The organism is Pseudomonas sp. JS3066, from assembly GCF_036328175.1.
Taxonomy (GTDB): domain Bacteria; phylum Pseudomonadota; class Gammaproteobacteria; order Pseudomonadales; family Pseudomonadaceae; genus Metapseudomonas.
The window spans coordinates 5,760,053-5,772,999 of the sequence record NZ_CP143312.1 but is presented as its reverse complement, the minus strand read 5'-3'; the positions used below and the strand labels follow the sequence as shown (position 1 = coordinate 5,772,999).

Annotated in this window: 12 protein-coding genes; 1 reads left to right on the top strand and 11 read right to left on the bottom strand. The window is 61.8% G+C overall.

The features are described 5' to 3' along the window. Nucleotides 1–2 precede the first annotated feature (2 nt). The 4 genes from SA496_RS27110 to SA496_RS27095 are packed head-to-tail and all read right to left on the bottom strand — an operon-like array spanning nucleotide 3 to nucleotide 3,434. Complete coding sequence (locus tag SA496_RS27110) at nucleotides 3–1,001, bottom strand: ribonuclease T2 family protein (protein WP_330114747.1); 999 nt, start codon at nucleotides 999–1,001, stop codon at nucleotides 3–5. Nucleotides 1,002–1,047: 46 nt separating this feature from the next. Continuing rightward, nucleotides 1,048–1,842, bottom strand: a complete 795-nt coding sequence (locus SA496_RS27105) for a thymidylate synthase (RefSeq protein ID WP_120653630.1) — start codon at nucleotides 1,840–1,842, stop codon at nucleotides 1,048–1,050. Continuing rightward, the gene (gene lgt, locus SA496_RS27100; RefSeq protein WP_120653631.1) at nucleotides 1,842–2,642 is read right to left on the bottom strand and encodes a prolipoprotein diacylglyceryl transferase; all 801 of its coding nucleotides are present in this window, start codon (nucleotides 2,640–2,642) and stop codon (nucleotides 1,842–1,844) included. The genes SA496_RS27105 and lgt overlap by 1 nt, the downstream gene beginning before the upstream one ends. Before the next feature lie 9 nt (nucleotides 2,643–2,651). Further along, complete coding sequence (locus SA496_RS27095) at nucleotides 2,652–3,434, bottom strand: sulfite exporter TauE/SafE family protein (RefSeq protein ID WP_120653632.1); 783 nt, start codon at nucleotides 3,432–3,434, stop codon at nucleotides 2,652–2,654. Nucleotides 3,435–3,603: 169 nt separating this feature from the next. Here SA496_RS27095 and SA496_RS27090 point away from each other — a divergent pair, with 169 nt between their 5' ends. Further along, the gene (locus SA496_RS27090; protein ID WP_153918680.1) at nucleotides 3,604–4,356 is read left to right on the top strand and encodes an NRDE family protein; all 753 of its coding nucleotides are present in this window, start codon (nucleotides 3,604–3,606) and stop codon (nucleotides 4,354–4,356) included. Between the two features lie 122 nt (nucleotides 4,357–4,478). Here SA496_RS27090 and SA496_RS27085 read toward each other — a convergent pair whose 3' ends face one another. The 7 genes from SA496_RS27085 to SA496_RS27055 all read right to left on the bottom strand — a co-directional run bounded on the left by SA496_RS27085 (nucleotide 4,479) and on the right by SA496_RS27055 (nucleotide 12,828). Further along, nucleotides 4,479–5,363 carry an ABC transporter permease subunit gene (locus SA496_RS27085; RefSeq protein ID WP_120653634.1) on the bottom strand — a complete coding sequence of 295 codons (885 nt, stop codon included), beginning with the start codon at nucleotides 5,361–5,363 and terminating at the stop codon, nucleotides 4,479–4,481. Beyond that, nucleotides 5,360–6,241: an ABC transporter permease subunit gene (locus SA496_RS27080; protein ID WP_162945906.1), complete on the bottom strand. Its 882-nt coding sequence runs from the start codon at nucleotides 6,239–6,241 to the stop codon at nucleotides 5,360–5,362. The genes SA496_RS27085 and SA496_RS27080 overlap by 4 nt, the downstream gene beginning before the upstream one ends. A gap of 23 nt (nucleotides 6,242–6,264) precedes the next feature. Next, nucleotides 6,265–7,407 carry an ABC transporter ATP-binding protein gene (locus tag SA496_RS27075; protein WP_120653635.1) on the bottom strand — a complete coding sequence of 381 codons (1,143 nt, stop codon included), beginning with the start codon at nucleotides 7,405–7,407 and terminating at the stop codon, nucleotides 6,265–6,267. 140 nt (nucleotides 7,408–7,547) lie between these two features. Continuing rightward, on the bottom strand, nucleotides 7,548–8,618 hold the full coding sequence (locus SA496_RS27070) for a polyamine ABC transporter substrate-binding protein (protein ID WP_371924425.1): 1,071 nt from the start codon (nucleotides 8,616–8,618) through the stop codon (nucleotides 7,548–7,550). A 162-nt stretch (nucleotides 8,619–8,780) separates the two neighbouring features. Beyond that, nucleotides 8,781–9,881, bottom strand: coding sequence for a polyamine ABC transporter substrate-binding protein (locus SA496_RS27065; protein ID WP_153918676.1), 1,101 nt, complete (start codon nucleotides 9,879–9,881; stop codon nucleotides 8,781–8,783). Between the two features lie 158 nt (nucleotides 9,882–10,039). Next, nucleotides 10,040–11,407 carry an aspartate aminotransferase family protein gene (locus SA496_RS27060; RefSeq protein ID WP_330114746.1) on the bottom strand — a complete coding sequence of 456 codons (1,368 nt, stop codon included), beginning with the start codon at nucleotides 11,405–11,407 and terminating at the stop codon, nucleotides 10,040–10,042. A gap of 62 nt (nucleotides 11,408–11,469) precedes the next feature. Beyond that, nucleotides 11,470–12,828, bottom strand: a complete 1,359-nt coding sequence (locus SA496_RS27055) for a glutamine synthetase family protein (protein WP_153918672.1) — start codon at nucleotides 12,826–12,828, stop codon at nucleotides 11,470–11,472. Between the last annotated feature and the right edge of the window lie 119 nt (nucleotides 12,829–12,947).

The following is a 12,947-nucleotide window of genomic DNA, read 5'->3' as shown; positions in this document are numbered from 1 at the left end:
GGTCAGCGGCCGCCGGCCTCGATCAGGATGCGGTCGGAGCTGCACTCACTGCGATCGCGCGCGCGACTCTCGGCGAACTGACCATCGACCACCCCAACCAGATTGTCAGCCTGCTTCAGCGCACGAGGCAGCGAAACGCGTACCTCCTGCAGATACTTGCCGCTGCAAATGAGCAGGAAATTGTTCTGCGCATCTCGGCTACCGAAGTCCTGTTCCACGCGCTCGTAGAACGCGCGCTTGGAAATGGCACCACCGATGTTGGCAACGATGTACTGACCCGCAGCCGACTGATCCAGCTGGCGCACCAGGTCCGCCGCGCGACGGAAGTAGGTATCGTCGTCCATTTGCGTCTGACAGACACCGTGCTTGTCCCATTGATAGCGGCCGAAACTGGTGCCATAGCGGAAGTTCGGCATCCATGGGCGGACGTAGGCCAGCGTGTCACCGCTGAGCTTCATCCCTGGCCCGACGCAGTGGCCGTAGTCCTTGCCGCAGGACCGGCGATTGGGCCAGAGGCCATGCAGGGTCAGGTGGGAGATTTGTAGCTCACCGGAATCCAGGCCTTCACACTCAGGCTTCTTGCCGTTGTAGCGGGCATGCTCACAAAAGCCCGGCTGCCAGGTGGCGGCCAACACATAGCCGTCGTGCTGGTCGGGCACATTGCAGGCGCCTGCGCTCTCTCCGGAGGCGGCAGGCTTGCCGGTATTGAAGGCAATCCCCTCGGCCGAGCCGCAGTCGGCGGAGACCCAGCGCAAGGGCGTGGCACTGCCCGGAATGCGAATGCGCAGCCAGTCGTAATCGCGCTTGTTGACCTCCACCACTTCGTAGCGGCGACCTGGTTCCAACTTGAGGTCGTCCGGGTTGCTCTGCTTGCGGATGGACTGGAAAGCCTCGCAACGCTGACTGGCAATGAAACTTCCCTGGGCTGGCTCGGCCCAGGTGGAAAAGGACGACCAGAGGCCGAAAAGCCCCGTGAGCAGGGCTGCAAGCGGGGCTTTCATGGTGACTCCTGTCATCGGAAGGCCGGGACGTCTCCGCCCCAGCAGGTCAGACGGCGACAGGCGCCTTGATGTGCGGATGCGCCTGGTAGCCCACCAGTTCGAAGTCCTCGAACTTGAAGGCGAACAGGTCCTTCACGTCCGGGTTGATCTTCATGGTCGGCAACGGCAGCGGCTCGCGCGTGAGCTGCAGGTCGGTCTGCTCGATGTGGTTGGCATAGAGGTGGCAGTCGCCGCCGGTCCAGATGAACTCGCCCGGTTCCAGGTCGCAGACCTGGGCCACCATAAGAGTCAGCAGGGCATAACTGGCGATGTTGAAGGGTACGCCGAGGAAGATGTCGGCCGAACGCTGGTACAGCTGGCAGCTCAACTTGCCGTTGGCCACGTAGAACTGGAACAGCGCGTGGCAGGGCGGCAGGGCCATCTCGTCCACCAGGGCGGGGTTCCAGGCGGAAACGATCAGCCGGCGCGAGTCCGGGTTCTTCTTGATCATTTCCACCACCTTGGTGATCTGGTCGATGGACTCGCCATTGGGTGCCGGCCAGGAACGCCACTGATAGCCATAGACCGGTCCGAGGTTGCCCTCTTCGTCAGCCCATTCGTCCCAGATGGAGACGCCGTTGTCCTTCAGGTACCTGATGTTGGTATCGCCCTGGAGGAACCACAGCAGCTCATGGACGATGGATTTCAGGTGGCACTTCTTGGTGGTCACGAGGGGGAAGCCTTCGGCCAGGTCGAAGCGCATCTGGTGGCCGAACACGCTGTAGGTGCCCGTGCCGGTGCGGTCGCTCTTGAAGGTGCCGGTCTCGCGCACGCGGCGCATCAGGTCGAGATACTGTTTCATCAGACGACTCCTTGGGCGGCCTGGCGGCGATGGGCCCAGACAATCAGGGCGATGCCGCCGATGATCATCGGCAGGCAGAGGATCTGGCCCATGGTCAGCCAGCCGAAGGCCAGGTAACCGAGCTGGGCGTCAGGGACGCGGACGAACTCCACCGCGAAGCGGAAAATACCGTAGAACAGCGCGAACATGCCGGAAACCGCCATGGTCGGGCGTGGCTTGCGCGAGTAGAACCAGAGGATGGCGAACAACGCCACGCCTTCCAGAGCGAACTGGTAGAGCTGCGACGGATGGCGCGGCAACTGGGCCGGGTCAGTGGGGAAGATCATCGCCCAGGGAACGTCGGTGGCCTTTCCCCAGAGCTCGGCATTGATGAAGTTGCCGATACGGCCAGCACCCAGACCGATAGGTACCAGGGGCGCGATGAAGTCCATCAGCTGGAAGAAGCTCTTGTTGTTGCGCTTGCCGAACCAGAGGGTCGCCAGCATCACGCCGATCAGGCCGCCATGGAACGACATGCCGCCCTTCCAGACCTCGAAGATCAGTAGCGGATTGGCGATGTAGGCCGACAGATCGTAGAACAACACATAGCCGAGACGACCACCGGCGATTACGCCAAGCGCGACCCAGAACACCAGGTCGGAGAGTTTCTCCTTGCTCCAGCTGGGATCGAAGGCGTTCAGGCGGCGCGAGGCCAGCCACCACGCACCACCGATGCCAATGAGGTACATCAGACCGTACCAATGGATTTTCAGCGGGCCGATAGCCAGCGCTACCGGGTCGATCTGGGGATAAGCCAGCATTACAGCTCCTTAGATCAGGAAGTTCAGGCCCACTGACAGCAGCAGCAGGGCGAACAGGCGCTTCAGCAAGCGCGGCGAAAGCCTGTGGGCCAGGCGCGCGCCGAAGCGGGCGAAAAACATGCTGGTGACGGCAATGCCAACCAGCGCCGGAAGGTAAATGAAGCCAACGCTGTAGGGCGGTAGATTGGTGTTGTTCCAGCCCAGCACCATGAACGACAGCGCGCTCGCCGCGGCGATCGGCAGTCCGCAGGCCGCGGAGGTGGCCACCGCCTGCTGGATCGGTACGCTGCGCCAGGTCAGGAAGGGTACGGTCAGGGAACCACCACCGATACCGAAGATGGCCGAGGCCCAACCGATCACCACACCTGCCAGGGTCAGGCCCGGCTTGCCGGGAACGGCGCGGCTGGCCTTGGGCTTCAGGTCCAGCCCCATCTGTATGGCTACCAGTATGGCGAAGATACCAATGATCTTCTGCAACATCGGGCCCTGAATGGCAGCTGCGGTCAGGGCACCGAAGCCGGCGCCGATGAGGATTCCGACCGCCATCCAGGCAAAGATCGGCCAGCGCACCGCACCTTTGCGATGATGCTCGCGCACCGAATTGATCGAGGTGAAGATGATGGTGGCCAGGGACGTGCCAACTGCCAGGTGCGTGAGAATGCCGGGATCGAATCCATGGGCGGTGAAGCTGAACACCAGCACCGGCACGATGATCATGCCGCCGCCGACGCCGAACAGCCCGGCCAGCACTCCGGCGCAGGCGCCGAGTACCAGGTAGAGCAGGAATTCCATGGACACCCCCGAAAACAAAGCGGCATGTTAACGGAAGGCCGTTTCTCGCTCCACCGGGTGGAGATGGACGTTCAACGCAAGCTGCCGATAACCCGGAAGTGGACATTTGCAGCTGATGTAGTTTTCCTACCTGCTGCTACACTCCGGCTCATAAAAAGGAGACGACTCCATGTGCCTGATCGTATTCGCATGGCGCCCCGGACACGAAGTCCCGCTGGTGCTCGCTGCAAACCGAGATGAATTCTATGCACGCCCCACGCTTTCCATGGCGAACTGGGAAGACGCACCCGGCGTAATCGCTGGGCGCGACCTCGAAGCCGGCGGCACCTGGCTTGGCGCCGGGCCCAAAGGCCGCTTCGCCGCCCTCACCAACATCCGCGATCCCCGAACGCCGCCGGTCGGCCGCACCCGCGGCGAGCTCTGCGTGCAATTCCTGCGAGGAACCATGGGGCCGGGCGAGTTCCTCGAGGACGCGCTGCGCCGGGCTGGCGACTATTCGGGCTTCAACTTGCTGGTGGGGGACGACCGCGAGCTGTGGTTCCTCAATCCGCGCAGCGGCGGACCGATCAACCTCAAGCCGGGCATCTACGGGGTATCCAACGCCGATCTGGATACGCCCTGGCCCAAGGTCGAGCGCGGCAAGGCGGCCATCGCCGAATGCCTGAATCCTCCCTCGACGGACGCGCTGCTCAACCTGCTGCACGACCCGGAGGTTGCCCAGGACCACATTCTGCCGGACACCGGCGTGGGGCTGAACACCGAGCGCATGCTCTCCAGCGTGTTCATCGCCACCCGCACCTACGGCACCCGCGCCAGTTCGGCCCTGATCGTCCGCGCCGACGGCAGCCGTGAGCTGGTGGAGCGCAGCTACGGCCCCTACGGCGCGAAGCTGGGGGATGTGCGGATGGAACTGCGGGACTAGACCCGGCACCCTGTGGGAGCGATTTCAATCGCGAATGAATTCGCTCCCACAAGACAAGATTTCCTACATCCTGAAAATACAAAGGCCACCCGAAGGTGGCCTTTGTATTTTCAGCGCTGGATTCAGGCGACCTGGGTGGCGGCCGGTTTCCAGTTGGAGGAAGCGGCTTCCTCGGCCATGGTTTCCATCGCCTGCTGGATGGCACGCTTGCGACGCTCCTCGGCCCGGCGGGTGAAGAACCAGGCAAAGAAGGTGAACAGCGAGACGGTCAACAGGATCAGGCTGGCCACGGCGTTGATTTCCGGTTTCACGCCCAGGCGCACGGCGGAGAAGACCTCCATTGGCAGGGTGGTGGAACCGGGACCGGAGACGAAGCTCGCCAGCACCAGATCATCCAGGGAAAGGGCGAAGGACATCATGCCGCCTGCCGCCAGGGACGGCGCGATCATCGGGATGGTGATCAGGATGAACACCTTCCACGGACGCGCACCCAGGTCCATGGCCGCTTCTTCGATGGACAGGTCCAGCTCGCGCAGGCGCGCCGACACCACGATGGCCACGTAGGCCGAGCAGAAGGTGGTGTGGGCGATCCAGATGGTGACGATGCCACGCTCCTGGGGCCAGCCGATCAGTTGCGCCATGGCCACGAAGAGCAGCAGCAGCGACAGACCGGTGATGACCTCGGGCATGACCAGCGGCGCGGTGACCATGCCGCCGAACATCGTGCGCCCGCGGAAACGCGGAATGCGGGTCAGCACGAAGGCAGCCAGGGTACCCAGGGCCACAGCGGCGATCGCAGTATAAATGGCGATCTCCAGCGAGCGACCCACCGAGTTCATCAGTTGGGAGTTGTCCAGCAGGCCCACGTACCACTTCACCGACCAGCCGCCCCACACGGTTACCAGCTTGGAAGCGTTGAAGGAGTAGATAACCAGGATGACCATCGGCAGGTAGATGAACAGCAGGCCTGCCCAGAGCATCAGGGTGGAGAAACCGAAGCGTTTCATACTTTGCCCTCCAGTTCCTTCGCCTGGTTACGGTTGAAGAGAATGATGGGCACGAGCAGGATCGCCAGCATCACCACTGCCAGGGCGGACGCCACCGGCCAGTCACGGTTGTTGAAGAACTCCTGCCACAGCACCTTGCCGATCATCAGGGTCTCCGGGCCGCCGAGCAGTTCCGGAATCACGAACTCGCCCACCACCGGGATGAACACCAGCATCGAGCCGGCGATGATGCCGTTTTTCGACAGTGGCACGGTGATTTTCCAGAAGCTGTTGAACGTGCTCGAACCGAGGTCCGAAGCAGCCTCCAACAGGCTGGGATCATGCTTCACCAGGTTGGCGTAGAGCGGCAGGATCATGAACGGCAGGTACGAATAGACGACGCCGATGTACACCGCCAGGTTGGTGTTGAGGATCTGCAGCGGCTCGTCGATCAGACCGATGCCCATCAGGAATGCATTGAGCAGGCCGTTGTTGCTGAGGATGCCCATCCAGGCGTAGACGCGGATCAGGATCGCAGTCCAGGTCGGCATCATGATCAGCAGCAGCAACACGGTCTGGGCTTCCTTGCTGGCACGGGCGATGGCGTAGGCCATCGGGTAGCCGATCAGCAGGCAGATCAGGGTGCTGACGAAGGCGATCTTCAGCGAGCCCAGGTACGCCGCCAGGTACAGTTCGTCCTCGTTGAGAATCAGGTAGTTGCCCAGGTTGAGGATGAGCTGCAGCTGATTGTCCGCCCAGGTGTAGATATCCGTGTACGGAGGGATCGCCACGTCGGCTTCTGCGAAGCTGATCTTCAGCACAATGGCGAAGGGCAGCAGGAAGAACAGGAACAGCCAGAAGAACGGTACCCCGATAACGAGGTGCCGGCCGGTCGGCAACAGGTTTTTCAGTTTGGGAGCTTTCATGACCGCAGTACCACGCCGCTGTCGTCTTCCCACCACACGAACACTTCGTCATCCCAGGTCGGACGGGCGCCACGACGCTCGGCGTTGGCGACGAAGGACTGGACGACGGTGCCGTTCGGCAGCTTGACGTAGAACACCGAGTGACCGCCCAGGTAGGCGATGTCGTGAACCCGGCCACGCGACCAGTTGTACTCGCAGGTCGGCTGCTCGGTGGTCACCAGCAGTTTCTCCGGACGCAGGGCGTAGGTGATGCGCTTGTCCTGCACTGAGGTGGTCACGCCGTGGCCGACGAAGATCGGGCGCTCCAGTTGCGGGCAGGCAATCAGCGCGTGGGCCTCGGCGTCTTCTACCACTTCGCCGTCGAAGAGATTGACGTTACCGATGAACTCGCACACCAGGCGGCTGATGGGCGTCTCGTAGATATCCACAGGGCTGCCGATCTGCTCGATGCAACCCAGGTGCATGATCGCGATGCGCTGGGCCATGGTCATGGCCTCTTCCTGGTCGTGGGTCACCATCACGCAGGTCACGCCCACGCGCTCGATGATCTCCACCAGCTCCAGCTGCATCTGCGAGCGCAGCTTCTTGTCCAGCGCGCCCATGGGCTCGTCGAGCAGCAGCAGCTTCGGACGCTTGGCCAGCGAGCGAGCCAGGGCCACGCGCTGACGCTGGCCACCGGACAGCTGGTGCGGCTTGCGCTTGGCGTACTGGGTCATCTGCACGAGCTTGAGCATCTCGTTGACACGCTCGTCGACCTCTGCGGCCGGGAGCCTGTCCTGTTTGAGTCCGAAGGCGATGTTCTGCGCAACAGTCATATGCGGGAAGAGCGCATAGGACTGGAACATCATGTTGATCGGGCGCTCGTAGGGCGGCATATCGGTGATATCGACGCCGTCGAGGAAGATGCGCCCTTCAGACGGCCGCTCGAACCCAGCGAGCATCCGCAGCAAAGTTGATTTACCCGAACCGGAACCACCGAGCAGGGCGAAAATCTCGCCTTTCTTGATGTCCAGGGACACGCTGTCCACGGCCACCGTCTCGTCGAACTTCTTGGTTACCCGGTCGATCTTTACCAGCACCTCTTTGGGTTGCTGGTTGCCCTCGAGGGCTTTCTTGTAGGCACCGGAGGCTATTGCCATTACCACACTCCCAGAAATTGCTACCCGACCACCGCGGCCGGGCGGGTTTGTACAGCATGGGCGTGAATCAGGCGTCCTGCCTGATGCCGCCTGGGTTGAGCCAGCGCGCCCGCCACACTACGGGCAGCGCCGGCCTTGCATCACTTGCCCGACTTGACCTTGGTCCAGCTGCGGGTCATCAGCCGCTGGACCTTCGGCGGCAGCTCCGCCGAAACATAGAGCTTGTCCAGCACCGCTTGTGGCGGGTAGACGGACTCATCGGTGCGTACTTCCTGATCCATGAACTCCCCAGACTTGAGGTTGGGGTTTGCATACCCGACGTAATCGCTGACTTTCGCGATCACCTCAGGCTTGAGCAGATAGTTGATGAAAGCGTGGGCGTCCTTGGCGTTCGCTGCATCGACCGGAATGGCCAGCATGTCGAACCAGAGGTTGCCGCCTTCTTTCGGGATCGCGTAGGCGATCTGGATGCCCTTGCCTGCTTCCTCGGCGCGCGAGGCGGCCTGGAAGATGTCACCGGAGAAGCCGGCGGCGACGCAGATGTCACCATTGGCCAGATCGCCGATGTACTTGGACGAGTGGAAGTAGGTCACGTAGGGACGTACCGCCATCAGCTTCTCCTCGGCCTTCTTGTAGTCGTCCGGGTTGGTGCTGTTCGGGTCCAGGCCCATGTAGTTCAGCACGGCGGGGATCATCTCATCCGCCGAGTCGAGGAAGGCCACGCCACACTGGCTGAGCTTCTTGATGTTCTCGGGTTCGAAGATCGCCGCCCACGAATCGATGTGGTCGACACCAAGCGCGGCCTTGACCTTCTCGACGTTGTAACCGATGCCATTGGTGCCCCACAGGTAGGGAACGGCGTACAGGTTGCCCGCGTCATTGCGCTCGAGTTGCTTGAGCAGGTTGGGGTCCAGGTTCTGCCAGTTGGGCAGCTGGCTGCGGTCGAGTTTCTGGAACGCGCCCGCCTTGATCTGTTTGCCGAGGAAGTGGTTCGACGGCACAACCACGTCATAACCGGTGCGGCCCGCCAGCAACTTGCCTTCCAGGGTCTCGTTGGAGTCGAAGACGTCATACACCGGCTTGATGCCGGTTTCCTTCTGGAAATCCGCCAGGGTGGTCTCGCCGATGTAGTCCGACCAGTTGTAGATATGCACCGTCTGATCCGCCTGGACCTGGGAAACCAGGGTCAGGGTGGCGGCGGCAGTGATCATCATCTTGCGGATGGGGGATTGCACAGGTTCGTCCTCTTGTTGTCTCCGGACAGTGCCGGAAGGAGCCCAGGTTTTTCCTGCAACCCAGGCAAGTCAACTTGCGGTGTACCGCAGCGCGGTCCGGGCACCGGCGGGAAAACCCGCCGGGCACGGCAGCCGTGCTTACTTGCCCGACTTGATGGTGGTCCAGGTACGGGTCATGGCGCGTTGCACCTTGGCCGGCAGATCAGGGAAAGCATAGAGCTTGGCCATGGTCTCCTGGGTCGGGTAGATACCCGGGTCCTTGCGGATAGCCTCATCGACCAGCGCAGTGGCAGCGGCGTTGCCGTTGGGGAACTGCACCTCGTTGGTGATCTCGGCCATGATTTCCGGCTTCATCAGGAAGTTCATGAAGGCATAGGCGGCATCCGGGTTGGCGGCATCGGCCGGGATGGCGACCATGTCGAAGAAGGTGCCTGCGCCTTCTTTCGGAATGTTATAGGCGACCGTCACACCACCCTTGGCCTCCTCGGCGCGGGACTTGGCCTGGTACACGTCACCCGAGTAGCCCACTGCCACGCAGAGGTTGCCGTTGGCCAGGTCGGAGATGTACTTGGAGGAGTGGAAATAGGTGACGTACGGACGGATCTTGAGGAACAGCGCCTCGGCTTCCTTCAGCTGCTTCGGGTCCTGGCTCAATGGATCGTGACCCAGGTACTTCAGCGCAATAGGCAGGATCTCGGTCGGCGAGTCGAGGAAGGAGACGCCGCAGGACTTCAGCTTCTCGATATTCTCCGGCTTGAACAGCAAGTCCCAGGAATCGACCGGAGCGCTGTCGCCCAGTACAGCCTTGACCTTTTCCGGGTTGTAGCCGATGCCGATGGAGCCCCACATGTAGGGGAAGGCGTACTGGTTACCCGGGTCGGAAACTTCGACGGTTTTCAGCAGATTCGGGTCCAGGTTCTTCCAGTTCGGCAGCTTGGACTTGTCCAGCGGCTGGTAAACCTTGGCCTTGATCTGCTTGGCCAGGAAGTTGTTGGACGGCACCACGATGTCGTAACCCGACTTGCCAGCCAGCAGCTTGGCTTCAAGGGTCTCGTTGGAGTCGAAGACGTCGTAGACGACCTTGATGCCGGTTTCCTTGGTGAACTTCTCGACCGTATTCGGGGCGATGTAGTCCGACCAGTTGTAGACGTGCAGCACCTTGTCGTCAGCCTGTGCCATACCGGCCACGGCACCCGCCAGGGTCATGGCGAGCAGGGTCTTGCCGAAGGTTTTGATCATGCGGGTAGCTCCATTTTTGTTGAAGTGTCCGAGTGGCGTCGTACCGAATACGCCACCACTCGGTGAGCCTGGCCAACGCACCGGCGAAGTCTGGCAAGGTAGAGGGCTTGCTTACAACAGGCGGCACCTCTAAATGCCACCATCAAGCCCTCTTTTTCTTAGCCTTTTACTTCGGCCGCGGTGAGGTCCAGGCACTTGCGTGCCTTGGTCACCAGTTCGTCGACTTCATCTTTGCTGATCACAAGCGGCGGCGAGATGATCATGGTGTCACCCACCGCGCGCATGATCAGGCCATTACGGAAGCAGTGCTCACGGCACAGCATCCCGATGCCACCAGCGAAACGCTCACGGGTCTGCTTGTTCTTGACCAGTTCAAGGGCCGCAACCATGCCGACACCGCGCGCTTCGCCAACCAACGGGTGATCGGCCAGCTCCTGCCAGCGCGTCTGCAAATACGGTGCCGTTTCGGCCTTCACTTTCTCGACGATCTTCTCTTCACGCAGGATGCGGATGTTCTCCAGCGCCACCGCCGCCGCCACCGGATGACCAGAGTAGGTGAAGCCGTGGTAGAACTCCCCACCCTCATTCAGGGTATGGACGATCTCGTCGCGGACAATCACGCCGCCCATGGGGATGTAACCGGAGGTCAGGCCCTTGGCGATCGGCATCAAATCCGGGGCGTTGCCGTAATACTGGCTGCCGAACCATTCGCCGGTACGGCCAAAGCCGCAGATCACTTCGTCGGCGATGAACAGGATGTCGTACTTGGCGAGGATTTCACGGATCTTCGGCCAGTAGGTTTCCGGCGGGACAATCACGCCACCCGCGCCCTGGATGGGCTCGGCGATGAAGGCGGCAATCTTGTCCTCGCCCACTTCGAGAATCTTCTTCTCCAGCTGCTCGGCAGCCCAGACGCCGAACTCGGCCGGCGCCATGTCGCCACCCTCGCCGAACCAGTAAGGCTGGGCGATGTGCTCGATACCCGGAATCGGCAGGTCACCCTGCCCGTGCAGCGCCTTCATGCCGCCGAGGCTGACACCGGCCACGGTGGAGCCGTGGTAACCGTTCCAGCGGCCGATGACGACTTTCTTCTGGGGCTGCCCCTTGATCGCCCAGTAGTGGCGAACCATGCGCAGCACGGTGTCGTTGGCTTCAGAACCCGAACCGGTGAAGAACACATGGTTCATGCCTTCCGGAGCGATCTCGGCGATCGCCTTGGAGAGCTCCACCGCCGGAGGGTGAGCGGTCTGGAAGAACAGGTTGTAGAAGGGCAGTTCACGCATCTGCCGGGTAGCCGCCTGAACCAGCTCCTCACGGCCGTAGCCGACGTTGACGCACCACAGGCCAGCCATGCCATCGAGGATCTTGTTGCCTTCGCTATCCCAGATGTACACGCCTTCGGCCTTGGTGATGATCCGCGCACCCTTGGCATTCAGCGCCTTGTAGTCGGTGAACGGCGGCAGGTGGTGGTCACGACCGAGCGCTTGCCATTCAAGGGTCTTGGGGTTGGTCACTTGGCTATTCATTTCTATACCTCAGTAAACACACGTCTGGAGGGCCGGCCGAGGCGGCCGGCCTCCGTTCCGGATCAGACGGAGAGCAGCAGGAACTCACGTTCCCAGGAGCTGATCACCCGTTTGAAGTTTTCATGCTCGGCACGCTTGACCGCCACATAGGCCGTCACGAACTTGCCGCCCAGATATTTCTCGATGTCCCGGCAGGACTCCATGCGCTCCAGCGCTGCTTCAAGGGTCAGCGGCAGGCGCAGGTTGCGGCGCTCATAGCCGCGCCCCTTCACCGGTGCGCTCGGTTTCACACCCTCCACCATGCCGATGTAGCCGCACAGCAGGCTGGCGGCGATGGCCAGGTAGGGGTTTGCGTCGGCGCCGGCCAGGCGGTTCTCCACACGGCGGTTCTGCGGACCGGCATCCGGTACACGCAGGCCCACGGTGCGGTTCTCCTCACCCCACTCCACGTTCACCGGCGCGGAGGTGTCCGGCAGGAAACGGCGGAAGGAGTTAACGTTCGGCGCGAACAGCGGCAGGACCTCGGGGATGTACTTCTGCAGACCGCCGATGTGGCTCAGGAACAGCTCGCTCATAGAGCCGTCATCATTGGAGAAGATATTCTTCCCGGTCTTGATGTCGACCACGCTCTGGTGCAGGTGCATGGCACTGCCCGGCTCGTCGGTGATCGGCTTGGCCATGAAGGTCGCCGCCACGTTGTGCTTGAGGGCGGCCTCGCGCATCGTGCGCTTGAACACCAGGATCTGGTCGGCCAGGTCGAGCGCGTCGCCATGACGGAAGTTGATTTCCATCTGCGCCGGGCCTTCCTCGTGGATCAGGGTGTCGAGGTCCAGGTCCTGCGTCTCGCACCAGTCGTACATGTCTTCGAACAGTGGGTCGAATTCGTTCGCTGCATCGATGGAGAAGGACTGGCGACCGGTTTCCGGGCGACCCGAACGACCCAGCGGGGCTTGCAGCGGGAAGTCAGGGTCGTCGCAGCGCTTGGTCAGGTAGAACTCCATTTCCGGCGCGACGATGGGCTTCCAGCCTTTATCTGCGTATAGCTTCAGCACCTTCTTCAGGAGGTTGCGCGGGGACAGCTCGATAGGGTTGCCCTGCTTGTCGAAGGTGTCGTGGATAACCATGGCGGTGGGCTCGATGGCCCAGGGCACCAGGTATACGGCAGCCTGGTCCGGACGGCAGAACATATCGATGTCCGCCGGATCGAGCAGCTCGTAATAAATGTCGTCCTCAACATAGTCGCCGGTTACGGTCTGCAGCAGCACGCTCTCGGGGAGACGCATGCCCTTCTCGTCCAGGAACTTGTTGGTCGGCGAAATCTTACCGCGGGCAATGCCAGTAAGATCGCTGATCATGCATTCAACTTCGGTGATTTTGCGTTCTTTCAGCCAGCTGGTCAGCTGGTCGAGCTTGGTAGTCATAAAGACCTCAGGGTTGAGAGCTTCGCTAGAAGGCATCAGCAGGTTCGTGGCATTCACGCCCATCGAGGCACCGGCCGCGATCAGTACAGTCCGAACTGCGCGACACGGCAACTTCGCCG